Below are 24183 nucleotides of genomic sequence, written 5' to 3'. Positions count from 1 at the left end.
GATGGACGGCTTCATTGAGGTGGCATGCCTGCTTTATGGGATGCCAACCGGCGGGTTACCTAGCCGGCGAGGAAGCGCAGCAGCGCCTGATTGACTTCCTCCGCGTGAGTCCACAGCAGCCCGTGGGGCGCGCCGTCGATTTCAACATACTCAGCCGACGGAAGTGCCTTGTAGAAGAGGCGCCCTGTCGCATCGATCGGGAGGATGTTGTCCGCAGTTCCGTGCAGGATGAGCGACGGGACATCGATCTTGGCAATGTCTTCCCGGAAATCGGTAGTCCAGGTTGGCACTGCGGCGCTGGAGGCGTACCAGGAAGCGCCGGCGGCCACGTTCCAGCTGTTGCGCAGGGCCTCCTCCGACAGCCTTGTGCCCAAGGTCTGATCAGTGTTGTAGAAATTCTTGTAGAAGTCGCTGAAATAGGCGTAACGGTCCGTGGTGACAGCGGCGAGGATACCGTCGAATACCTCCTGTGGTACTCCGTCCGGATTGTCATCAGTCTTGAGCAGGAACGGTTCAAGAGATGCCAGGAACGCGGCCTTGGAGATGCGGCCGGATCCGTAGGTGCCCAGATAGCGCCCAACTTCGCCGGTTCCCATGGAGAAACCGACGAGGACAGCGTCGCGGAGATCAAGAGTCTCGAGAACCACGTTCAGGTCAGCTGCGAACGTGTCGTAGTCATACCCTGTGGTGGGTTGGCTTGAGCGGCCAAAGCCGCGCCGGTCGTAGGTAATGACCCGATAGCCTTCCTTGAGCAGGGCGGCGCTCTGCTTTTCCCATGAATGGCCGTCGAGAGGGTAGCCGTGGATGAGGACAACCGGCTGACCGGTGCCATGGTCCTCATAGTAGACCTCGATGTTTGTGCTGTTTTCGGTTCCAACGGTAATGAATGCCATGCTGTGGATTCCTCTCGAATCTGCTGAGAACGAGCGTTCCCTGATTGCCGGACTTACTGTGGACGACTGCAGGACAACTGTAGGGACGAAACGTTTTCCACGCTAGTGAATTTTCAGACGAAGTTATGGTATGGCGGCAACGGGGAAGGCGCTTGCCGCCAAGTCAGGTTCGGGTCCGTTGATGAGGATGCCATGCGGGGTTCCGGCGTCATACACGTCGCATGAAGAGCTCCTCGCCGACCCGAACATCGAAGCCGTTTACCTGCCGTTTCCTAATAGTCTGCATGCAGATTGGATCATCGCAGCGGCGAATGCCGGCAAAGACATCCTCTGCGAGAAGCCTCTGGTGTGCAGACTGCAGGACTATCAACGGGTAGTGGAAGCCTGTGAACGGAACGAAGTAACTCTCATGGAGGCGTTCATGTACCGCTTCCACCCTCAGCAGTCCGCGAGCTCCTTAATGCGGGCCGGATCGGGGACATCATCTCCATGCACGCGCGTTTCCACTTCGTCATGAACCGCGCTCCCGGCGAGGTCAGGCTCCAGCCAGGTCTGGAAGGTGGTGCAGTCAATGATGTCGGCTGCTACGCCATCGACATCATGAACATGGTCATGGGTAGTCTTCCGAGCAGCGTCTACGCCAAAGGAACAAGCCCCTCGGACCCAGTTGAAACCACGGTGGCGGCCATCCTGGACTACGACGGAGTCCTGGGGACCCTGGACTGCGGATTTGACGGGCCTCGTACCAACACCTTCCAGATCATTGGAACAGAAGGACAGATCACGCTCGACACGGCCTTCGACCCCGACCCCGGGGATTCCGCGCGGGTGAGAGTCTCGCTGCGGAACGGCCATACGGAGGATTTCGACATCACCGAAGACCATTTCAAGGCCGAAATTGAACGGTTCAGTGTCCGGGCACGCAGTTCCGGGTCAGAGTTCGTAGACAGGGAACTAACCGAGCAGAACCTTGCTGTGCGCCTCGCCGTCCACGAATCGCTCGCTGCCGGCCTGCCCTGCAAGGTCAGAGCCAGCGAAGGTGGCTGAACACCATCTATGCCGAAAGCAGTTCACGAGGATCGCGACACGTCGCAACGGCCAATAACTCTGCGGAAAACCCGCAGCTCTAAGTTCGAGCTTGGCGACCGGTCCTTCCTGGCTCCCGCCTCGGTTTCCCAGGCAGCCGGCAGCAGCCCTTAACACAAACGGACGACGGCGGTCGCTCCCGCCGTCGTCCGTTTGTGCGGCGACCAAAACGCCTTCTGGCGCCGACTAGGGCTCACCCGACTCGTCGCCCGGGACCCGAAGCCCAGCTCAATCCGCGCCGCCAACCACATTCTGGTCCCAGTCGATGACGGAACCGGTCACTATGCCGCTGCGGGCAGAGAGCAGGAACACGACAAACTCGGCGATCTCATCGACCTGGCCGAGCTTGCCCATCGGGACGGAGGCGTTGGCTTTTTCGAGCCAGTCGTCGCCGGCGCCGTGGAACCGTCGCTGAATGAGGTCTTCGCCCTCCGTTGCCGTCCAGCCGATGTTGACGCCGTTGATTCTGATCCTGTCCCACCGGTGGGCGTAGGCCGCATTCCGGGTCAGTCCGGCGAGCCCGGCCTTGGACGCGACGTATGGCGCCAGGTAGGGCTGGCCTCCGTGTGAGGACATGGTGATGATGTTGACGATGTTCCCCGGAGCTTCACGTTCCTTGAAGTGCTTGATGGCCTCGGACATGATGAAGAACGGCGCCTTGAGGTTGACGGCAATATGTTCATCGAACAGTTCAGGGGTTGTGTCGGTCATGCTGCCTCGGGTTGTCAGGCCCGCAGCATTGACCACCGCATCTAGACGGCCGAAGTGCTCAATGGCCCTGGTGACGGTGCTGCTTGCCTGCTGCGTGTCTCCGAGGTCTGCCTGCAGGAATACCGCAGGCACGCCGAGTCCGGTGAGGTCCTCGGCGATTTTCCCGCCGGCCTCCGCGGAGCGTCCGGTGACGGCGATGCCCGCGGCTCCCTCGGCTGCGGCCTGCCGGGCAATGCCGGCGCCCAGGCCCTGGGTGCCCCCGCTGATTAATACGACGGTGTCCTTGAGCAGCCCTGATGCTGTCATGTCTGCAATGCTCCTTTAACGGTGATGGTCCTGCCGGTCGCTGCCGATTCCGCCGCCGCATCGGCCAGGACCATCGCGGCCATGCCGTCGTCGAATCCGGGCGAACAAGGGCTGCCGGTGTGCACGGCCTCGACAAAATAGTCGAGTTCGCGCCGGTACGCCACGGCGTAGCGCTCCAAAAAGAACGGCTCGTACGGGTCTGCCGCCTCCACAGTGCGACTTCCAAAGCTGCGCACGGTAGTGGGTGAAATGTTGTCAGCCCGCAGCATCCCCCCGCTTCCAAAGGCTTCAAGCCTCTGGTCATACCCGTAGGCGCTGTGCCGGGAGTTCGTGATGCTGACTAGTTCCCCGTTCCGTCCACGGAGGGTCACGACGGCGGAGTCGAAGTCTCCAGCCTCGGCGATGTAGTCGCTGAAGACGTTCGCGCCGTGCGCGGTGACCTCCACAATGTCCCGAATGAAGAACCGGGCCATGTCCAGGTCGTGGATGGTCATATCCCGGAAAATTCCTCCGGATGCTGCGATATATGCCGCAGGGGCCGGCGCCGGGTCCCTGCTGACGATGGACAGATGCTCGAGCCGACCGATCTCTCCCGCCGTTATGCGCTGATGAATCGCTGCGAAGGCGGGATCAAACCGCCGGTTGAAGCCCATCATTAGCGGAATGCTGGCCGCGGCCAGCGTCTCCCGGCAGCTTCGTACCCGCTCGATGTCGAGATCGATCGGTTTTTCACACAGCACAGCGATGCCTCTCGCGGCCGCCGCCTCAATCAGCTGGACGTGTGTTGGGGTCGGCGAACAGATTACGACGGCGTCCAGTGACGCGTCGGTGAAGACATCGGCAGTGGAGCCGGTAGGGCGGGCCCCGTACTGTGTGGCGACTTCTTCCGCGCTCTCGGTCATCGGATCGGCAACCCAGGTCAGGTTGATCCCCGGATGGGCCGCGATGTTGGCAGCGTGCACCCGGCCGATCCGGCCGGACCCGCACAGGGCGACGTTCAGCTTCTTCATGGCAATCCCTGCGGTCTCACAGGCCATCCGTGAGGCGGCGCCGGGCGGCGGCCTCCAGATCACGCAGCAGGGCATCAGGTTCGGCGTCTTCCTGGAGGCTCCGCCAGACCAGCTCAGCCTGCGATTCAGGGGCGATGCCTCCCACCGGCTGGTCGCAGTCAAGATTAGTGGGGAAGCCGTAGCCTTCGGCTGATGCGGCGATGACGTTGCGCAGGAACCTGTCGCTGGTGCCATCCGCCTTGAGCTGCCGCAGCGTCGGGTACAGGGCAGCGGACATGGCCGTGCGGTCCACCGATTCCATGGCCCGGCCGAATGCGGAGGAAACCTGCAGCAGGTTTGCCATGCGGCGGATATCGGCGGACTTGTTGTGGCCGGCACCGTGGAACAGTGCGGGATTGAAGAATGCGGCATCGCCTTGCTCAAGCGGCAGCTGCACGTAGTTCTCCTCGAAGTAGCGGGTGAACTCGGGACGGTGGAAGGCGAGATAACCGGCGTCGTACTTGTGGGAGTGCGGCAGGTACAGGGTGGGCCCCGACTCCACCGGCATGTCGCAGTGAGCAACGGCGCCCTGCAGCGTCAGCGCAGGGGAGAGCAGGTGGATGTGGGCCGGATACCGGGCGGCCTGCTCGCTGGACATAAAGCCGAGGTGGTAGTCGCGGTGGGCGGTCTGCGCCGCACCGCCGGGGTTCACGACGTTGACCTGTGAGGTGACCTGGTAGTTGGGGCCGAGCCAGGCCTCGGAAATGAGGGCCAGAATGTCGTTGGAGTAGTACTCGGCGAACACCTGCGGGTCGCGCACGGCCAGCTTGTCCAGCGCGCCCCAGATGCGGTCGTTTGCGCCCGGTTTGGCAAAGTGGTCTCCGGCGGCGGCGCCGGAAGCCTTCTGCTCGGCGATGATGCTGTTGAACGCCGCGGTGGCGCGGTCCACGATGGCGGTGTCGGCGAAGGCGCCCTTGAAAACGACGATGCCCGGCCCGGCAGTCAGGGCACGGATCAGTTCAGCCTGAACGTCAGCGCGCTCTTCGGGAGACTCCAAATAGCTGTGCAGGCGCTTGCCGTAAATGAGCACGTTCTGCTCGACGGCGTCAGCGTACGCGTAGTCCTCCAGCTTCGTCTTTTCGCCGACGACGGCAACGAAATCCTCGAGCCGGCAGCTGTCATGGCCGAACCACTGTGGAGCGTGGGTTCCGGGTGCGTGTGACGATGCGGTCGTGGTCATGGTGTTTCCTCCTTGAAACAGTGATGCGGCTTGAAACAGTGTTCGCATGAGCGCCGGTGCGGTTTCCAGCTTCTTTCATCCGATGAGTCCAGCGCAACGCTGAAATCCCTCAAGAATCCATCATGGCCAAATTCGGACTCCGAGCTTCTTACGCAGGAGGCTCGGATCTCTTGCCAGCATGCGGGAACCAGTGCGAGAGTCTTGGTAGCCCCGAAAGGCCTCAGGAAAACATCATTGATCGATCGCAAGGACTCCGATGGCGCACCCGTACTCGGTTAGGGAAATCGCCCGCCAGGCAGGGGTCAGTGACGCGACCGTGGACCGCGTCCTTCACAATCGTCCGGGCGTGCGGCAAAGCACCGCCGGCCAGGTACGCCAGGCCATCAGGGATATGGAGGCCCAGCGGCTCCAACTGGAGCTGACGGGGCGGCGGTTCATGATCGACGTCGTTGCTGACGCCCCCATGAGGTTCACCACCTCGGTGAAAGACGCACTGGAATCGGTGCTGCCGCTGCTGCGGCCTGCAGTGTTCAGGGCTCGGTTCCACCTGCACGAGCAGTGGAACGCGGAGGAATGTGCGGCCGAGCTGGACAGGATCGGCAAACGGGGCAGCCACGGCGTCATCCTCAAGGCTCCGGACGTGCCGGTGGTTAGAGCTGCCGTGAGCCGGCTTGCCGAGGGCGGGATCCCCATCGTCACTCTGGTCACCGACCTCCCCGCCAGCAGCAGGGTGGCTTATGTAGGCATGGACAACCGGTCCGCGGGGGCGACGGCGGCTTACCTGATCCACCAGTGGTTGGGGATGAGCCCGGGAGCGGTTGCGGTCACGGTGAGCAACGACTTCTTCCGCGGGGAGGAGGAACGGGAGATGGGTTTCCGTTCAGCCATGCGTTCCGTGGATCCCGGGCGGGCGGTCCTGTATCTGCCCGCCAGCGATGGACTGGATCAGACGACGCTAAGGCTGATGGGCGAAGCCCTGGACGCTCACCCCGACGTCAGCGCCGTCTACTCTATCGGCGGCGGCAACGCCGGCATCATTCAAGCATTCGAAGCGGCGGGACGGAAACCGCATGTGTTCATCGGCCACGACCTGGCCCCCGACAATATCGCCCTGCTGCGCTCAGGCACCATGTCCGCCCTGCTCCATCACGATCTCAAGCAGGACATCCAGCGCTGCTGTCGAATCATCATGCACGCACACGGCGCCCTACCGGAGGCCGACGCCGGCCACGCCTCCCAAATCGAAGTCATCACGCCCTTCAACATTCCCCACGGAATCTGAGCCCGCCGTTCAGCCGCGATTTGCAGGAGGCGTCGCAGAGACACCGGTCAGGTGCAGGGCGGTGCATGGCGGGTAAAGAGGGCTAGCAACGGCATACGGCCCCGGTTTCCTGACGGACGTTTCCGCTCAGAGAGACGGAGGAGTGTCGTACTAAGCTCAACCTGACGTTTGTTGCCCTATTTCTTTTCTTGTCGGCCCGCCTTCTGTCATCGGCTTTGAACGCTTCCCATTTGAACGCCGATAACCGCCGTTCCGTCGGTCTGGCCTCAGCCAGCTCTTCCTGGTTCGCCTGTGCGCGGTCGCCATTTCTGGGATGTCGTAGTCGTAGCGGACAAACGGCCATGCGGAGTGCGAGAGGACAACGTGGGGGATTGGTGCTGGATCAAGTAATCGGTGAACTCCAGCTGATCCGGGCGCCGGAGTCGGCGAATGGGGCAGCGAAACGGGCAAAGAAGGGTGTGCACATTGTGCACACTCTGGGCTTCGGACTGGGCCGTACATCGGCCGGACTGGGCCGGATTCCCTGTGTGTCAGGCTGTTGTGTGACAGGTTCCCTGTTGCTGGAGTCGGTGCTCAGAGCGGGGAAAGGTCCATCATGGATTTCGTTATGCCTGTCCGTGTTTCGAACCGGAAGCACTTCACTACTGACCAGAAGCACGCGATTCTGGATGAGTACGACAAATGCCTCGAGTGGGGCTCTAAAGCCGCATTTATCAGGGCTGCGGGCATCACCGAGGGCACCATGAACCGTTGGTGCCGCGAGCGGGAGTCCGGGGAGTTGAGGTCCAGATCCGACAATCTAGAGGAGGATCAGCGATTGAACGCGGGCGATAAGCAGTTGCTCAAACGGGTTTTGAAGGAAAACGAAATCCTCAAGGCCAAGCTGGCGCGGTCCGAGGCTGCCGTGGACATTTTGGGAAAAGCTTCCGCGCTCTTGGACGCGATGGCCAAGAGCGCGGCGGCGACGGATCCAAAAGTGGAGGATCCGGAGCCGGGCCGGCCGGAGTGGCTGACGCCAAAACCTGGAAAGACATCGCCCTGACCTTTGCCGGGAAACTGATCACGGCCGGCTGGTCCGCGGTGAAGGCCTGTGCCTTGGTGGGTGTTCACCGCACCGCCTGGTACCGGCGTCTGAGCCCGTCTACGCCGCCGGGGATCATTGTGCCCCATCCCACCGCGCCTACCCGAACCGGATCACCGATGCCGAAGCCGACGCCTTCATGGTGCTGCTGAACTCCCAGGAATACGCCAACCTATCCGTCACTCAGGCCTACTACCGGATGCTCGACGCGGGGCACTGTTTCTTCTCCATCGCCGCCGCCCACCGCATCGTGGCCCGGAACGGGCAGAACGGCGACCGCCGCGAACAGCGCACGGGAACCGGCCCCAAACGAGCCAAACCCATCCTGCACGCGACCGCCCCGAACCAGCTCTGGACCTGGGACATCACGATGCTCCACGGCCCGGGCAAACACACCTACCGGCTCTACACGATTCTGGACGTGTTCTCCCGCAAAGTCGTCGGGCACCGCGTTGAACACACCGAAACGGCCGCCCTCGCCGCCGCACTGATCAAAGGCGCGGTCACCGAAAACCGACAGCACCCTGCCGTACTCCACGCCGACAACGGCGCACCCATGCGGGCCGGCAGCACCCTCCAGCTTGCCCAGTCCCTGGGCATCACACTGTCCTACTCCCGTCCGCGGGTCTCCGACGACAACCCCTACTCAGAATCCCTGTTCAAGACAGTGAAATACGACCTGGACTTTCCCCGCCGATTCCAGGACCTCCAGCACGCCCGCGAATACATGGCGGCATTCTTCGCTGACTACAACGCCAACCACTGCCACAGCGGCCTGAACTACTACACGCCCGACACCGTCCACGAAGGACGAGTCGACCAGGCACGCCGGCGGCGCCAGACAACACTCAACGCCTGCCACGCCCGACATCCTCACCGATACAGAAACAAACCCACCGCACCAGCCGCCCCGGCCAACGCCGGCATCAACTACACAACCAACCAGCTGTCACAAACAGCTTGATATATACCGGATTCGGTATGTTTTCGCGGGTTCCCAGTGTTTTCAGGGGCTGGCACCCGGTTCGAGTCCCACCTCGGGCACAGCATTCCCCCTCGTCAGAGGGGGTTTTTGCTTTAACGTGTGTACAAAGCTTGCGGTGGCGTCCCTCTGACGCTGGTGCGCGGGCTCTGGCCTGGCCGCCGCGGTGGCCTATTCAGGTATGTGGGTGACGGGTTCAAGTCCCTGGCTAGTGGGCCCTCCGCCTGCTGTGGGTGGGGTTATGTGTTTCCTCGTTCCGGTTCTGTCGGCTTGGTCGTGGGTGGCCAACACCTGTTCATGGTTCAGGGTTGCGTGTGCGACATGACGTCGCCAACTTTGGACGGGATTTTTTCGAAGGACTCCTTTTAGACGTCCAGAGGGAGCCGCGAGTGCTCGGTTTGTCCTGTCAATCTAGGTGTGGACATTGTCCACACTTATGTCTGTTTTATAGGAGCGCCCGGTGGGTCCTCACCGTGAAGACCAAGTGTTCCTTGACGATCTCCACCTGGACTCCCTTTTGTGTCAGGGGTTGGATCAGTGAACGCAGCTCATTCAGGTTGTGAGGGAGCCGGTCAATGCTGTGGACACTGCAGTTACCCCTACGGAAGCTGTCAGGACGAAATCCAAGACTTTCCAAAGGTATGTCTAGAAGCCGAACTTCAGATCCTATTCGGACAGCCGGCCCGGTGGTGCCTGACGTCAGGTTGGGGTGTGCTCCAAAACCGGCATGGAGTAATGGCAACTAGCGCGTGTCCGCACGTGGAGCAGTCACCAGATGCTGACCGCCAGAACGGCTTGGCCGGGATGGATGAGTGAGAATTTGCACGAGGGAGTCGCGGCCCGAACTCGTTGTTCTCAACCGAATGCGCGTCCACCTGAGACGAGCCAGAAGGCAGGCGCCGCCCCGTCGAGGGCATCCAAAAGTTTATCCACCATCGACGCCTGATTCGGCAACATGGCCAATCCGAAGTACGGGGTCCTCGAACCTATACCTGAAGAAAAGTTCGTCGACCGCCCCAAGTTCAGGCCCGAAGCACTCCACCAGACAGGCCATGATCGGTACGCCGAACGAGGCCATTGAACGCTCCGTCACCGTGAGGTCTTGCACTGGACGAGGTAGCCTCTGGTTCGGCGCTTGCCTTGCCTGCGAGGAAAGAAGCGGTCCCTCGAACATTTGGTGCCGGCCTTCAAGGAACAGCGTGCCTCCGTATCAGGCTGGCGTAGCACGCAAAAGCACCACACCCGTGCCACGCTGGTGGCCGGTCGCTTCATCCTTTCGTGCGGCGATAGAGGCTCCCGCCGTAACGGCGTTACCCCTCGCGGTTGTAGTACGGCCACGGAAGGAACCGTCGCTCGCCCCGGCGGTCCGGTCCTTCGAGCGTGACTTTACCTGTCGCAGCCCACTCCACGCCGCGGGGGAACATCCGGATGAACTCGATTCGCCGGAAAGTATCGATGTCGTGGCCGATGGTAATCGTGAAGCTGCGACCGTTGCCGTAATTGTTGATCCACGCAAGGGGCTGCAGCGTGTTTATGCCGGGAAGGCCCTCGAGGCCCTCCGCAGGAATGGCCACCGGATAATGGGACATGGGCCACATCGGCGCCTTCTCGTACGACTCCAAGTCGTCAAACATTGAGAGAAGCACCTCCGCACCTTCATACAGCTGTACGCCAGTCAGGATGTCGTCACCGGTCACCGTCCAGGTATCGCCGATGCCCTCCGTGATGGGGTGGCGCGGCTGTGCGGTATGCAGCAGGGCCTCACCCCATGGACGCGGGCGCAGCCCCGTGGGCACGCTGAGCTTCGCACCCCGCATGATGTTGTACTCCTCGGGGTAACCCCAGTCGTCCTCCTGCACGGCTGAGCCATGGAACCAGACGATCCCCTTCCCGCCGTCGTGAACAAACTTCAGCAGGGCCGCGTCGGTTTCCGCGCCGAAACCGACCGCTTTTTCGTGATATCCGTCGCGGCCCTCGAACACGACGATGACCACGTCGTATTTGTCGATAACGTTCGCCCCGAGCCCCCGCGGGTCCTCGGCGACGCGGACGCGGAAATGGCCCGTGTCCTCAAGCACGGTGGTGAGCCATTGGTTGTGCGCCCGAAAACTGCGGAACTCGTTGTCGTGCTCCCGGGTCATGTGCCCGGAGAGGATGAGGGCGTTCAACATGTCGGCCATGGCATTGATGCCTCGATTCTATTAGTCGTCCCAACTTATGGGGAAAGCTTACATACTTATGTATGAAATAGACATAATGCTGATACGATCAGTGTGCACCTACAGAGAGTGAGCAACGATGCTTCTCGAAAGAGACCTCATCCAGTCCGTCGGCTTCCGCAACGTCACCGAGGGTGGGCGCGTGACCGGCTTCCAGTTCCGGGTCCGGATGCCTTCCTACCGCGGCATGGCCGCGTCCCTCATCGACGGCATTGCGGTCCGCGTTGGCAACATCGTCGACGTCGGCCCTGATATTCCGCTGTGGACCTTCGGCGGGCGGACTTACACCCTGGCGCAGCTTTGGGAAAGCGAGGGCGTGCGCTGGCCCCTTGAGGAAGCGGCGGTAATCACAGTGCCGTTCGACGGCGGCCTGCAGCAAGGCGTCCACGAGCTCACCATCGAGCTGCGGCTGCGCATGTCCTACATTCCCGTCGAGCACCAGCCCACGATCCACCGCGTCAGCCGTACGGTGACTCTGGCGCCGGAGGGCGGTGACGGAACCTTCCGCTACGGCGTTTCCCTCTACAGCTACATGGGCGACTACGGCACCGTGATGGACCTGGAGACCTCGCTGGCGTCCCTCGCCGATGTGGGCGCCACCGGCGTAGAGATCCTCGGCGAGGGCCACATCCCCAACTATCCGGAACCCACCCCGGCGTGGGTGGACAATTGGTTCGGCCTGCTCGAGAAATACTCGTTGGAGCCCACGAACTACGGATCATGGATCGACACCCGGCTGCACCCGGGACGGAGCATGACCGCCGCCGAGGGTGCAGAGGCTCTGCAGCGCGACCTGCGGCTTGCCCACCGGCTGGGCTTCGGCTTCGTGCGGCCCAAGATCGGCGTGGTCTCCAGTGACCTCGTTCCGGATCCGATCTGGACCGAGTCCGTTGAGCGCTCCCTGGATCTGGCCCACGAACTGGGGATCATCATCTGCCCCGAGATCCATTCGCCCACACCCATCAAGCACCCCGTCGTGGACGACTACATCGGCCTCATCGAACGGACCGGAACCAAGAACTTCGGTCTGCTCATCGATACGGGCATCTTCCAGGACCGGCCCATCCCCCTGCGTGAAGGGGAGACCCGCGAAACCCGGCCCGCCTTCCTGGACGGCATCGGCGTCGATCCGGCCAATTTCGCAGACATCGCCCAGTATGTTGTGTTCATCCAGGCGAAGTTCCATGACATCAACGACCAGCTGGAAGACCAGCAGATCCCTTGGCGGCCCGTGCTCCAAAGCCTCAAGGACGCCGGCTACACCGGCTACCTCTCCAGCGAATACGAAGGCGAACGTACGCCGTGGCGTGCCATCGAGCAGGTACGGCGCCAGCACGCCCTGATCCGCCGCATCACCTCCGAACTTCCCTGACCATCCCATCTCCCAGCAAAGAGAACAACCATGCCAAACGGACTTATTGACGAATCAAGCCTCCGCCCCCATCCGGAGGGCCTCGCGCTGGCCCTGACGATTCCTTGGTACCGCAGCTTGTGGCTCTCCTCGGTTTCCAGCCTGCAGCTGACCGTCGACGGCCAGGACATTCCCGCCGGGGACCTGTCCCTGGAACTGGGTGGTGTCCGCTATGCGCTTCCCGACCTGCCGGCGCAAAGCGAGACACTCTGGTACCTGCAGGAACATCCCCTGCTCATCGCCAAGAGGGTAAGCCCGGTTTCCCTGGGCGAACAGCACACCATCCAGGTAATGGGGGAGCTTCGACTGCCGTACATGCAGATCGCACCGGGCCAGCACGGCGGTCCCGGCATGTACGTCCCCAACTTCGTGGACCAAACGCTGGAGCTGACCGTCACGGACAGGGCCTCTGCTGCCCCGGAACTGACGAGGGCGGTCACGCCGCCTCCGCCGAAGTCCGAGGACGATCCGTTCTCGCTCGGGCTTACCCTGTACTCAGCCAGTGCCGAGTTCCGGGCCGGCTGGTACGACTTCGACGGCCTGCTGAACCGGGTGGCGGAGCTGGGCATCGGCCCCGGCATCGAGATCGTGGCCTCCCAGGTACTGCCGACCTATCCGGACGTAACTGATGACTTCGCCCGTTCCTGGCAGGAGGCCTTCGACAAACACGGCTTCACCGCAAGCTCCTTTGGCGCCAACCTGGACATGGGCCGGCGCCGGGACCGTGACATGACGCCGGACGAAGAATACGAGTTCACCGAGACGCTCTTCCACGGCGCGAAGAAGCTGGGGTTCCCGCTTGTCCGCATCCAGAGCGCCAAGCCCGAACTGCTGCGCCGGCTCCTGCCGCTGGCCGAAGACCTCGAACTCAAGCTTGCCTACGAGATCCACGCGCCGCTGGGACCCAACTCCCCGGAGATCATGAAGGTCCGCGACGTCTACGCCGATCTCGACTCTCCGATGTTGGGCTTCGTAGCGGATTTTTCCTCCACCATGCACAGCATGTCACCCACCCTCCTGCGCGCTGTCCGCCGGGCCGGACTCGACGACGACGCCGTGCAAAGGCTGCAAGCCATCTGGGCCACCGAGGCCCCGATGCGGGCGCGGCAGGAGGACTTCATTGACTACCTGCGCGGACGCGGCTTTGATCCTGCCCGCCTCGGTTCCTTCGCCCACCTCGCCTTCAACATGCACGGCCATGTCAGTCCGAAGGAGTGGTCTGACATCATGCCGCAGATCATGCACGTCCACGCGAAGTTCTACGACATCGATGAGCAGGGCAATGAGCCCGCGATCGACTACCCGGAATTGGTCCGCGTGTTCGTGGAAGGCGGCTACCGCGGCTACTGGTCCAGCGAGTGGGAGGGCCACGCCTTCGCTGAGCTCGGGGAGGTGGACCCGCTGCTGCTGGTCCGCAAGCAGCACGACCTCATTCGCAAGAGCATGCGGACGGCGCTCACATCAGCCTGACGCTGCAAACAAATCCCCATGCGTCGATGCCCGTCCTTATGCAGGCCGGGCATCGGGGCATTTAAGGGGTTTCCGGAACCGCGGCGGCTGCGACGATGTCAGCCGCGTCCTTGAAAAGGCCCCGCATCCACTCATGCTCGGAATCGCGGTTGTGTACCGGATGCCACCACAGGGCATTAACCAGCGGCGTGGCATCGAACGGGAGCGGCAGGATCCGCACCCCGCCCACACGCAGCGCGAACGGAACCAGCGCTGCCTGGATGAGCGCGATCCGGTTGGTCCCCACCACAAAATGCGGCAAGGACTGGAAACTTTCAACCACCACATCCACCCGCGGCTCAACGCCCAGCTGCATGATTTGGCGTTCCGCGGACGTTGACGCTGAGCGCGTCTGATACGTCATGACCCACGGGAGTTCGGCGATGTTCTCCATGGTGATCTTCTCGCCGACGGCCTCGTTGGAGGAAGAGACGACGGCGACCCACCCGTCCCGCCACAGGTCCAGGTAGGGGAGTCCGGACAGGAAGCCGTGGGGGATCACCATGCCGTCCACTGAACGAAGGCGGTTGGCTGCATCTTCCACAACCATCGGATTGTGGAGCATAAACCGGAACCGGACACCCGGGGCGCGTTCAGCCGCAAGCTCGGAAACTACCCGGCCAATGGTGGTGAACCCGTAGTCAGAGCCGTAGATGGAGAACTCACGCTCGGATTCGGTGGGCTCCCACGTTGCCTGGCTCTCAAAGACACGGCGGGCGGCTTCCAGTGCCGTGGTGGTGTGTTCCGCCAGCCGCAGGGCGAATGGCGTGAGCTCGTAGGCGTTTCCGCGGCGGGCCAGGAGGGGATCCCCGAAGTGGGACCGGAGGCGCGCAAGCGAGGCGCTCAGCGCCGGCTGGCTCAGATGGAGGCGCTCGGCCGCCCTCGTTACGCTCCGCTCAGTGATGAGGGCATCCAGCGATATCAGCAGGTTAAGGTCGAGCCGGGAAAGCAGGACATGATTCGTCACGGCGCGGCGTTCCTTCAACGGTGAACTTGTCAGATCAGTGTATCAGCGGCATCAATGCATTTAGTGGGGTGCATCACAACCCCGGATGTAGGAAGCTTTCGCGGACCCCCGCGAAACTTATGTCTGGCATCGGCAATACTTATGTGCTTTTTCTGCACATCTCCGGCATACTGATGAGTGACCGGGGTCACGGCTCCCGGATATTTCGACAACGAAGTCAGAAAGGCTGGACATGTCACAGCACAGTCGCTATTCGGGCCTAAGGGTCGGCGCCCTCGCCGTCCCCACGATCGCAGCCCTCATCCTTAGCGGTTGCTCGGCCTCCACCGGCAGCAACTCCTCCTCCGGAGGCTCGCAGGAGTTCTCCCTGTCATTTGCCACTTCCAACACCATCGAGAGCCCCTTTCAGGTCTTGGGTGAGAAGTACATGGAAGCGAACCCGAACGTGAAGATCACGTTCAACCCGCAGCCCAACGACTCTTACGACCAGACCCTGCGGACGCAGCTTCAGGCCGGAAACGCCTCCGACGTCGTCGTGACGTCGCCCGGTTCGGGCACCGGGCGCAGCATTCTGCCGCTCATTCAGGCAGGCTTCCTGGAGCCACTGGACGATGCCGCCAAGGAACTGGTTCCCGAGGGCAGTGAAGCACTCTTCGGCACTGACGGAAAAGTCTACGGCCAGGCACCTGAGATCACCGTGGTTGGCCTGGTTGCCAATGAATCAGCTGCCAAGGCAGCCGGCATGTCTGATTTCCCGGCGGACTTCGCCTCCCTCGAGGACCAGTGCAAAAAACTGGAATCATCCGGCAAGTCGTTCATAGCCCTGGCCGGCTCCGCAGCTCCGAACACCGGCCTCATGGCGATGTCCCTTGCAGCGTCCCGCGTCTACGCGGAGGACCCGAAGTGGAACGAAAAGCGGGCCGCCAAGGAGACCACCTTCGCCGGCTCGGACGGCTGGAAGGCATCGCTGGAGGCTGTCACCAAACTCAAGGATGCGGGCTGCTTCCAGAAGGGCGCTGCAGGCGCCGGGTTCGACGCCATCACCAAGGGCCTTGCCGGCGGAACATCGGTTGCGGGCTTTATCCCCGGCCCCAGCTGGAAGCAGCTGAAGACCGCAGCTGCAGACTCGGACTTCAATGTGCGGGCGCTCCCGGCAGAGGCGAGCTCCGAAAGTTTCGTCTACGCCAGTGCCAACTACGCATTCTCCATCAACGCGGCGTCCAAGAACAAGGATGCCGCCAAGGCGTTCCTCGACTGGGCGGCCCAGCCTGAGCAGACCAAGGCCTTCGCGGAAATCGATGGCGCCCTGCCGGTCACCGGCCTCGACAGCTACGACTTCAACGCCGGCGCCTACAAGAACGTCGGCGATCTCATCAAGGACGGAAAGTACGGCCCGCTGCCAAACAGCCAGTGGCCCAACTCCGCCGTGTACGACGCCCTCGCCACCGGCGTCCAGGGCCTGATCACCGGGCAGAAAACTGCCGATCAGGTACTCCAGGCCATGGATACAGCCTGGGGACAGTAACAGCTTCAGATCACCACAGTTCCAACAACTCAAAGGGACAAGCAAGGATTACCATGACTGCGACGATGCAACCGAAAAGCGAAGCAGCAAAAGCACCCCTGCGAGGCAGACGTGCTCCGGGGGCGGGCGAAAAACCCCGTCCCCGCAGCACCGGCCTGCAGTTGGGACATTGGTGGTGGGCGCTGCCCGGGATTGTCCTGGTCATCGCCATCCACTACGTGGCAACAGGTATCGGCGGTTTCTTCGCATTCACCAACTGGACAGGCATCGGCTCGTTCAAAATTGTGGGCTGGCAAAACTTCGAAGCCATCTTCAAGGACCCCACCAAGCTCGGCGCCCTGACTAACACGCTGTTCCTGGCCTTTGGTTCGGTCTTCCTCGGCAATGTCGGCGGGCTCATTATCGCCCTCGGCCTCAACCGGATGCTGAAGACACGGTACATTCTCCGCACCCTCTTCTTTATGCCCGTGGTGCTCAGCCCCCTGGCCACTGCCTACGTCTGGAAGTACATCTTTGACTTTGACGGGCCCATCAACGTCTTCCTCACCTCAATAGGCGCCGGAGACCTCGCCAAACCCTGGCTCGCCGACCCGCAGTGGGCCATCTGGACGGTGCTCGTAGTCCTCGTCTGGGGGTCCACCGGCTTTGCCATGGTGATTTTCATGGCGGGACTTGCCGGCGTCCCGGTGGAAGTCGAGGAGGCGGCCGCCATCGACGGTGCGAACCTCTGGCAGCGCTTCCGCTACGTCACGTTGCCAGCCATCCGCCCCGCCATCGCCATCGCCACAACGCTGGGAATCGTCCAGGGGCTCCGGGTCTTCGACCCGATTATGGCCCTGACCAACGGAGGACCCGCTGGCGCAACCGAAACCCTGGCCACTCAGGTCTACAAACAGGCATTTGCGCTCGGCAACTTCGGCGGCGGCGCCGCCCTGGCCCTGGTGCTCGCCGCCATCATCCTGTTCTTCGCCGTAATCCAGCAGCGGCTGACACGGCAGAACCCGGAGGACTAAACAATGTTCCGCTACACCAAACTCACCCTGCTCCGCGAAATTGGCCTTTGGGTCCTCGCGCTGACCTTCCTCGCCCCGTTCTACTTCCTAGTGACGACCGCCCTGAAGCCGGACAGCGAAATGTACACCACCTCGCCCCTTGCGCTCCCGAAGAACCCGGACTTCAGCAACTTCGTGGCCGTCCTGACAGCCACAGGAAACTCCAACGTTGTTCTGGGCCTGGTGAACAGCATCATCATTACGGCGGGGAGTATCGTCGGGCTCATCGCGCTCGGGTCAATCACTGGATACGTGATCTCCCGCAGCACCCGCCGCTGGAGCAAGGGCGCGTACTATCTCTTCCTGATCGCCATCATCCTCCCCGGCCAGCTCGGCGCCGTACCCCTATACATGGGCGCACGTGCCATGGGTCTCACAGGATCCGCATGGGGCCTGATCGTCCTGTACACCGGCATGCTCCTGCCGCTGTCGATCTTCCTCTACTCCAACTTTTTCCGGGGACTTGGCACGGATTACGAGGAGGCAGCCACCATTGACGGTGCCAGCAGGTCCCAGATTTTTGGGAAGGTGGTGCTGCCCATGATGGCTCCCGCCACCGGAACGGTCACCATTTTCGCCGGGCTCATCGTGTGGAACGACTTCTTCACCTCGCTGATCTTCCTGGGCGGCTCGGCCAACCAGACGCTGCCGGTGGCCATGTACTACTACATCGGTTCACTGGTTTCGGAGTGGAATTCGATCTTTGCGATCGTGATCGTGTCCATGGTTCCCATCCTGGCGCTGTTCCTGTTCGCGCAGAAGCGCTTTATTCAGGGCTTCTCCGGCGGCCTGAAGGGCTGACCCGTGACGGTTGACAACCGCGAAGCGTTCGAGCGCTTCGTGGAGATGTTCTACACCCAAAAACGGGTGCGCGAAGCCTTCGACTTCCTGGTGGCTGACGACTACAGGCAGCACAACCCGACCATTCCCGACGGTCCGGAGGCGGCTATCCGGATGCTGACGCCAAAGTTCGACCGATCGCCTGAGTCCAGGTTTGACGTGCAGCGCATCCTGGTGGACGGCAACCTCGCAATGGTGCACGTCAAGGCATCAGGTCCCGGCCGCCCGGACGCCGCCGTCGCAGATATCTACCGCTTCAAAGACGGACGGATTGTTGAGCACTGGGACGTCCTCCAGCCGGTCCCGGAGCATCCCGTCCACGACCACCCCATGTTTTAGTTCCCTTTTCAACTTCCAGGAGACACTATGTTCCAACTTTCACCTAACATTGACCTTTTGTTCGGCGAAGCAGGCGAAAGCGCTGCGGACCGGGTCCGCGCAGCAGCCGCCGCCGGCTTCGACGCCGTCGAAATGTGGGGCCCCACCGGCAAGGACATCCCCGCCCTCAAGGACGCACTCGAGGAAACCGGTGTCCAGCTCACGTCCCAGCTCGCGGAACCGCGCATGCAGTTCATGATCCCGCCGAAGGACCACGCGCCCTTCTACACGGGCCTCGACGCCGGCGTCGAGGTAGCGCAGCAGCTCGGCTGCCCCCGGATCGTGGTGGGCAGCGGCACCGGCTTCGGTGGCCGCAAACGCCAGGACCAGCTGGACGAACTGATCGAGATCTTCACCCGCGGCGTCGCACACATCGAGGGCTCCGGCATCACCCTTGTCCTGGAGCCGGTGAATATCAGAGTGGACCACCCGGGGGCGCTCCTGGACCGGACGTCAGAGGCCGTTTACGTGGCCAAGGGCGTCAACTCGCCCAACTTCGGCGTCCTCTACGACCTTTACCACTCCTCCGTCGAGGGCGAGAACGTGGCCGCCGAGCTGGCCAACGCCGGCGACCTCATCAAGTACGTTCAGATCGCTGATGCGCCCGGTCGCGGCGAACCCGGTTCGGGATCCATCGACTGGCACGCACGGCTCGCAGACCTGCAGAACAGCGGCTACGCCGGCCCGATCGGCCTCGAGTACTACCCCACCATCGACTCGGCCAAGTCTGTCCAGTGGATCCAGGAACTGGTGGCGCGGTGAGCCCAAACAGGTACCCCGCCCGCGTCGACGTCGCCATCGTTGGCAGCGGACCCACGGCCTCGGCGTACGCACGGATCCTCAGCGAGGAAGCACCCGGCGCCACCATCTCTATGTTCGAAGTGGGCCCCACCGTGAGCAATCCGCCCGGGGCGCACGTCAGGAACATCGGGGATCCTGAACGCCGCAGCCTCGCGCAGCGCGCTTCCGAAGGCCCGGGGGCGGTCGTCGAAACGGTGAACTCTCCCGGCGCCGTCAAGAGCGGAGAACGCCGAGCCCGGGCCGGCACGTACCTGCTGCCGGAGGGCTATGCCTTTCCGGGAGAAGACGGGATGCCCGTCGCGGCCATGTCCAGCAATGTGGGCGGCATGGCCGCGCACTGGACTGCGGCCTGCCCGCGCCCGGGCGGCAAGGAGCGTATTCCGTTCCTGCCGGACCTGGAACGGCTTCTCGACGAGGCCGGCCGCCTGCTGGGTGTCACCACGCACGCCTTCGACGGCGCACCTTTCTCGGACCTCGTCATCAAGCGCCTGTCGGCCGCAGCGGACGAGGGCCGCGACCCTGCGTTCCGGGTCCAGCCGATGCCGCTGGCTGTACACCGGCGGGAGGACGGCGGCCTCATCTGGTCAGGCTCCGACGTCGTGATAGGTGACGTCACCCGGGAAAACCCGCAGTTCGAACTCTTTGATGAGTCGCTGGCGACGCGTGTGCTGGTGGAGGACGGCATTGCTGCCGGCATCGAAGTCCAGGACCGCCGTAACGGCGAGACCCATCGCGTGGCTGCCCGTTATGTTGTGGTGGGTGGAGACGCGCTGCGCACGCCGCAGCTGCTGTGGGCCTCCGGCATCAGGCCGGACGCGCTGGGCCGCTACCTCAATGACCAGGCGCAGGTGGTCTTCGCGAGCAGGCTTCGCGATGTAGAGCCTGCAAATGCGCCGGCAGCCGCCGACGGTGCGCTCAGCGAGCAGAGCGGGGTGGCGTGGGTTCCCTACACTGACGAGACGCCCTTCCATGGCCAGATCATGCAGCTGGACGCCTCACCGGTTCCCGTGGCCGACGATGACCCCATTATGCCCGGCTCGATCGTCGGGCTGGGGCTGTTCTGCGCCAAGGACCTTCAGCGCGAGGACCGGGTGGCATTCGACGACGACGCCCGCGACTCCTACGGAATGCCCGCCATGCGCATCCACTACCGCCTCACGGATCGGGACAAGGAAGGCCTGGAGCGCGCGAAGAAGGAAATCGTCCGCCTAGGCAAGGCGGTAGGCGAACCACTCGACGAGCGTCCGTTCGTTATGCCGCCCGGAGCATCGCTGCACTACCAGGGGACAACGCGGATGGGCGAAACGGACGACGGCGAAAGCGTCTGCTCCCCCGACAGCCAGGTCTGGCAGGTTCCCGGCCTCTTCGTGGCCGGCAACGGCGTCATCCCCACCCCTACGGCGTGCAACCCCACGCTGACGGCAGTCGCACTTGCCGTACGCGGGGCACGGAAAATCACAGAAGAACTCATCAGGGCTTTACTTATGTCTGAATCAGACAATAGAATGAGCAAATAATGAAGAAGTGGTACGATGCCAGCACTTCGTTCAATCGCAGGCAAGGCATGCCGCAGACAAGGAGGTCTCGATGATCGCCGACCGCATTATCGAGCAAGGAACACTCACCACCCGGGACGGCCGCACCGCCGTCGAAGTCCGCATCCCCTGGTACCGCGCCCTTCCGGGTTCGTGCATCGCTGGAGCGGCGCTGACGGTGGACGGCGTCGCCGCCCCCGAGGACTCGCTGCGCTGGACCATGAACAACCGCACGTTCAGCTTTGAGGAACTCGTGGACGAGACCGGCGAGTGGTGGTTCCCGCTGGATTCGGCTGTCCTTTCCGGCCAGCTTCCCGTCCAGGATGACCAGGCCGAGCACGAGGTCCGGGTGGACCTGAAGCTCTACATCCCCTACATCATCACCGACCACGGCGTGCTGCACATCGAAGAGCACGACACCAAGACCATGAAGGTGGCACAGCGATGACCAGCCTCGGCACGCCGATCCAGGGCGTCACCCTTTACAGCTTCACGCGGGCCTTCCACGCCCGGCAGTACGACCTCGACGGCCTGATCCGCAAACTGGCTTCGGAGGGCTTCGGTCCGGGGCTCGAGGTCATTGGATTCTCCAGCCTCCGGGGCTTCCCGGACCGCATCGACGACAACTTTGTTGGCCGGTTCCGTGACCTGGTGGCCGAGGTGGACCTCGTTCCCACCTCCCTTGCAGTCAACGTTGACACCGGAATCCACCGCGACCGGCTCATGAATCACGACGAGCTGGTCGAATACATGCGCAAGCAGATCGAGGTGGCCGCCCGGCTGGGCTTCCCGATCGCACGCGTGCAGATCTCCTTGACACCCGACGCCATGGAAAGCCTGCTGCCCGTGGCCGAGAAGTACGGCGTTACCCTGGCACTGGAGGTCCACGCGGACCAGCACGGCGCGCACGAGCGCGTGCTGGCCCTGCGCGACCGCTACGAGAAGCTCGATTCCCCACTGCTTGGCTTCACCGCCGACTGGGGAGCCACCGTCGCTGGCTTTGCCCCCTCCCTGCTGGAGGCCTACCGCCGGCGCGGCGCTTCCGAGGACCTGCTCCGCCAGGTGGTTGACCTGTGGAACGGCTTCTATGCCGAAGGACCTCCCAACACCCAGAAGGTCCATGGTGAGCGCTTCGGTGCCTTCATTGGCCTGGCCGCCCGCAACGGCAGGCCGGACCTCGGCATCGACTTTGGTATCAACGGAACGGGGCTCTTCGGGCCTGCACCGCTGGACACCTGGCTGGAAATCATGCCATGGGTGCGCCACGTGCACGGCAAGTTCTTCGGCATCGACGAAAACGGCGAAGAGCCATCGGTGCCGGTGCGTGACCTGGTCCGGCAACTGGTGGAGAACGGCTACAACGGCGCCATCTCCAGCGAATACGAAGGCTGGCACTGGAACAACTGGCAGGACCCCTTCGACATCATCCGCGGCGAGCAGGCCGTCCAGCGTTCAGCTGCGGCAAACGCCGGTTCCGCCATGATCACGGACGCAACAGACGCCCGCCGCATCCTCAACAGCCACCTCGCCCAGCCCGTCCGCGGCTGAACCGAAAAGGAACACGACATGTCAGAAGGCATCGCAGGCTCGGGCATCGAGCTTGGCATTACCCTCTATTCACTCACCTCCGAGTTCGCCGCCGGACTCTACACGCCCGAGACCCTGATCAAGGCCGTCGCCGATGAAGGGCTCGGCCCCGGGGTCGAGTTCAACATCGCCCAGATGCTGCGCACCTACCCCGACGTCGACGACGACTTCGTCCGCTTGTGGCGGGACAGCATGGACCGTTATGGCCTGACCCCCAGCGCCGTGGGCACCAACCTGGACATGGGCCGGCGTAAGGACCGAGACATGACGCCCGACGAGGAGTACGATTTCTTCGCCAGGCAGCTCAAGACCGCCAACAAGCTGGGCTTCAATAAGATCGTCATCCGGTCCGCCGGCAAGGAACTGCTGGGGCGCCTTCTTCCCTTGGCAGAGAAGTACGACCAGAAGCTTGGCTACGAAATCCACGCCCCGCAGGGCCCCAACGATCCCAAGATCCTGCAGATCCGCGAAATGTACGCGGAACTGGGCAGCGACCGGCTCGGTTTCACGGCCGACTTCAGTTCCACCATGCACAGCCTCTCGCCCACGCTCTTCCGCACCCTGACCCAGATGGGCCTGCCCGAGGAGCACTTCGCCGTGATGCAGGAAATCTGGCGCAAGCCGCTGCCAATGCAGGAACGCAACCAGGAGTTCGAGGACTACCTGAACGCCAATAACTTTGATCCTGCACGCCTGGGCCCGTTCACCCGGCTGGCGTTCAACATGCACGGCCTGGTTCCGCCGGAGGAATGGCTGGACATCATGCCGCAGATCTTCCACGTGCACGCCAAGTTCTACGACATCGACGAGCACGGCAACGAGCCCGCGATGGACATTCCGCGCATCGTGCGGCAATTCGTCGAGGGCGGCTACAAGGGCTTCCTGTCCAGCGAGTGGGAGGGGCACGCGTTCGCTGACCTTGGCGAGTCCGATCCGATCGACCTGGTCAAGAAGCAGCACACCCTGATGCGCCGCGCCGTCGAGGAATCCGTCGTTCCAGCCTAAGGAGAACGCTCATGACTGCCACCAATACCGAGCTCACCACTGAGGTTGAGGAGCTGCGCCGTGAACTCGGCGAGGCACTCCGCCTGGCCCGCCGGGCCAACGACAGGGGTGACATCGAGAATCTGTTCAACCGCTACATGTATCTGCACAACGCCTTCGAGGACGAACAGATCATCCCGCTGTGGGTGAAGCCGGGCACGCCTGGCGTCCGTGCGAGGTACACCAACGCCGGGCAGTATACGGATTACGACAGTGTCGTCCGCTACCACCAGGGGCGTCCGTCCCCTGTGGGAAAGCTGATCCTGCACTACACCACGACGCCGGTGATCGAGGTGGCCGCCGATGGCAAGACCGCCAAGGGCGTCTGGATCATCACGGGCAACGAGTCCGGACTCACGGACCCGGAAGTGGCCAAGGAAAGTCCCGACTACATGTACTCACCCGGCGAAGTACAGGGCAAGAAAGTCTGGGCCCACTGGGTCTGGTGCAAGTATGCGGTGGACTTCCTACGGCAGGACGGTGAGTGGAAGATCTGGAAATTCCGGTGCTACGAGCTCCTCCGGGCGCCGTTCGAGGAAAACTGGATCAGCTTTGCGGAAAAGAACCAGCACGCCTTTGCCCTGGACCTCATGTACTTCGGCGACGACGGCAAGCCGGTCTTTATGCCGCCCGCCGATGAACCCGTGCCCACGGAGTACCACCCCTACAGCCCGTCAACACGGCAGACGCTGGATCCCGCCCCTCCTGTTCCCCACGACACCTTCGTCGACACGTTCAAGTAAGG

General features: G+C 62.8%; 23 protein-coding genes. 17 read left to right on the top strand and 6 right to left on the bottom strand.

The window, feature by feature from the left end:
* Positions 1-59 precede the first annotated feature (59 nt).
* On the bottom strand, positions 60-893 hold the full coding sequence (locus QFZ30_RS10860) for an alpha/beta fold hydrolase (protein WP_307076077.1): 834 nt from the start codon (positions 891-893) through the stop codon (positions 60-62).
* 130 nt (positions 894-1023) lie between these two features.
* Between QFZ30_RS10860 and QFZ30_RS10855 the strand changes: the two genes are divergently transcribed.
* Both QFZ30_RS10855 and QFZ30_RS10850 read left to right on the top strand, forming a co-directional pair.
* Positions 1024-1410: a Gfo/Idh/MocA family protein gene (locus QFZ30_RS10855; RefSeq protein ID WP_307076075.1), complete on the top strand. Its 387-nt coding sequence runs from the start codon at positions 1024-1026 to the stop codon at positions 1408-1410.
* Entirely contained in the window at positions 1383-1940 is a 558-nt protein-coding gene (locus QFZ30_RS10850; RefSeq protein WP_307076073.1) for a Gfo/Idh/MocA family protein, read from the top strand. The genes QFZ30_RS10855 and QFZ30_RS10850 overlap by 28 nt, the downstream gene beginning before the upstream one ends.
* Before the next feature lie 267 nt (positions 1941-2207).
* Here QFZ30_RS10850 and QFZ30_RS10845 read toward each other — a convergent pair whose 3' ends face one another.
* From QFZ30_RS10845 to QFZ30_RS10835, 3 genes are read right to left on the bottom strand one after another with little or no spacing between them, the layout of a single operon-like run.
* Positions 2208-2996 carry an SDR family oxidoreductase gene (locus tag QFZ30_RS10845; RefSeq protein ID WP_307076072.1) on the bottom strand — a complete coding sequence of 263 codons (789 nt, stop codon included), beginning with the start codon at positions 2994-2996 and terminating at the stop codon, positions 2208-2210.
* Positions 2993-4006: an inositol 2-dehydrogenase gene (gene iolG, locus QFZ30_RS10840; RefSeq protein WP_307076069.1), complete on the bottom strand. Its 1014-nt coding sequence runs from the start codon at positions 4004-4006 to the stop codon at positions 2993-2995. The genes QFZ30_RS10845 and iolG overlap by 4 nt, the downstream gene beginning before the upstream one ends.
* Positions 4007-4022: 16 nt before the next feature.
* Positions 4023-5225: a phytanoyl-CoA dioxygenase family protein gene (locus tag QFZ30_RS10835; protein ID WP_307076067.1), complete on the bottom strand. Its 1203-nt coding sequence runs from the start codon at positions 5223-5225 to the stop codon at positions 4023-4025.
* 256 nt (positions 5226-5481) lie between these two features.
* On the opposite strand from QFZ30_RS10835, the gene QFZ30_RS10830 reads away from it, so the two are divergent.
* The 3 genes from QFZ30_RS10830 to QFZ30_RS10820 all read left to right on the top strand — a co-directional run bounded on the left by QFZ30_RS10830 (position 5482) and on the right by QFZ30_RS10820 (position 8552).
* Complete coding sequence (locus tag QFZ30_RS10830) at positions 5482-6507, top strand: LacI family DNA-binding transcriptional regulator (protein ID WP_307076065.1); 1026 nt, start codon at positions 5482-5484, stop codon at positions 6505-6507.
* Between the two features lie 595 nt (positions 6508-7102).
* Entirely contained in the window at positions 7103-7549 is a 447-nt protein-coding gene (locus tag QFZ30_RS10825) for a hypothetical protein (RefSeq protein ID WP_307076063.1), read from the top strand.
* A 178-nt stretch (positions 7550-7727) separates the two neighbouring features.
* Positions 7728-8552, top strand: coding sequence for a DDE-type integrase/transposase/recombinase (locus QFZ30_RS10820; protein ID WP_307076061.1), 825 nt, complete (start codon positions 7728-7730; stop codon positions 8550-8552).
* A 1328-nt stretch (positions 8553-9880) separates the two neighbouring features.
* Here QFZ30_RS10820 and QFZ30_RS10810 read toward each other — a convergent pair.
* Positions 9881-10750: a ThuA domain-containing protein gene (locus tag QFZ30_RS10810; protein WP_307076059.1), complete on the bottom strand. Its 870-nt coding sequence runs from the start codon at positions 10748-10750 to the stop codon at positions 9881-9883.
* A gap of 118 nt (positions 10751-10868) precedes the next feature.
* Between QFZ30_RS10810 and QFZ30_RS10805 the strand changes: the two genes are divergently transcribed.
* Both QFZ30_RS10805 and QFZ30_RS10800 read left to right on the top strand, forming a co-directional pair.
* Entirely contained in the window at positions 10869-12161 is a 1293-nt protein-coding gene (locus QFZ30_RS10805) for a C-glycoside deglycosidase beta subunit domain-containing protein (RefSeq protein ID WP_307076057.1), read from the top strand.
* 30 nt (positions 12162-12191) lie between these two features.
* Positions 12192-13670 (top strand): sugar phosphate isomerase/epimerase family protein, encoded by a 1479-nt coding sequence (locus QFZ30_RS10800; RefSeq protein WP_307076055.1) that lies wholly within the window; start codon positions 12192-12194, stop codon positions 13668-13670.
* 61 nt (positions 13671-13731) lie between these two features.
* Here the strand turns inward: QFZ30_RS10800 and QFZ30_RS10795 are convergent, their stop codons facing one another.
* Entirely contained in the window at positions 13732-14676 is a 945-nt protein-coding gene (locus QFZ30_RS10795) for a LysR family transcriptional regulator (protein WP_307076053.1), read from the bottom strand.
* A 232-nt stretch (positions 14677-14908) separates the two neighbouring features.
* Between QFZ30_RS10795 and QFZ30_RS10790 the strand changes: the two genes are divergently transcribed.
* From QFZ30_RS10790 to QFZ30_RS10745, 10 genes are all read left to right on the top strand, one after another.
* Positions 14909-16201, top strand: coding sequence for an ABC transporter substrate-binding protein (locus QFZ30_RS10790; RefSeq protein WP_307076051.1), 1293 nt, complete (start codon positions 14909-14911; stop codon positions 16199-16201).
* Between the two features lie 53 nt (positions 16202-16254).
* The gene (locus tag QFZ30_RS10785; protein ID WP_307076049.1) at positions 16255-17214 is read left to right on the top strand and encodes a carbohydrate ABC transporter permease; all 960 of its coding nucleotides are present in this window, start codon (positions 16255-16257) and stop codon (positions 17212-17214) included.
* Between the two features lie 3 nt (positions 17215-17217).
* Complete coding sequence (locus tag QFZ30_RS10780) at positions 17218-18054, top strand: carbohydrate ABC transporter permease (RefSeq protein WP_307076046.1); 837 nt, start codon at positions 17218-17220, stop codon at positions 18052-18054.
* A 3-nt stretch (positions 18055-18057) separates the two neighbouring features.
* Entirely contained in the window at positions 18058-18432 is a 375-nt protein-coding gene (locus QFZ30_RS10775) for a nuclear transport factor 2 family protein (protein ID WP_307076044.1), read from the top strand.
* Between the two features lie 27 nt (positions 18433-18459).
* Entirely contained in the window at positions 18460-19233 is a 774-nt protein-coding gene (locus QFZ30_RS10770; protein ID WP_307076042.1) for a TIM barrel protein, read from the top strand.
* Positions 19230-20789, top strand: a complete 1560-nt coding sequence (locus QFZ30_RS10765) for a GMC oxidoreductase (RefSeq protein ID WP_307076040.1) — start codon at positions 19230-19232, stop codon at positions 20787-20789. The genes QFZ30_RS10770 and QFZ30_RS10765 overlap by 4 nt, the downstream gene beginning before the upstream one ends.
* Before the next feature lie 70 nt (positions 20790-20859).
* A complete protein-coding gene (locus QFZ30_RS10760) occupies positions 20860-21255 on the top strand; it encodes a C-glycoside deglycosidase beta subunit domain-containing protein (RefSeq protein ID WP_307076038.1) in 396 nt (131 codons plus the stop codon).
* Entirely contained in the window at positions 21252-22355 is a 1104-nt protein-coding gene (locus QFZ30_RS10755; RefSeq protein ID WP_307076036.1) for a sugar phosphate isomerase/epimerase family protein, read from the top strand. Before QFZ30_RS10760 ends, QFZ30_RS10755 begins: the two co-directional genes overlap by 4 nt.
* Before the next feature lie 18 nt (positions 22356-22373).
* Entirely contained in the window at positions 22374-23399 is a 1026-nt protein-coding gene (locus QFZ30_RS10750) for a sugar phosphate isomerase/epimerase family protein (protein ID WP_307076034.1), read from the top strand.
* A gap of 11 nt (positions 23400-23410) precedes the next feature.
* Positions 23411-24181, top strand: a complete 771-nt coding sequence (locus QFZ30_RS10745; RefSeq protein WP_307076032.1) for a nuclear transport factor 2 family protein — start codon at positions 23411-23413, stop codon at positions 24179-24181.
* Positions 24182-24183 lie beyond the last annotated feature (2 nt).

Source organism: Arthrobacter pascens (genome assembly GCF_030815585.1).
Classification (GTDB): domain Bacteria; phylum Actinomycetota; class Actinomycetes; order Actinomycetales; family Micrococcaceae; genus Arthrobacter; species Arthrobacter pascens_A.
The sequence above is the reverse complement of the archived record's forward strand: the minus strand, read 5'-3'. Positions and strand labels throughout refer to the sequence as shown.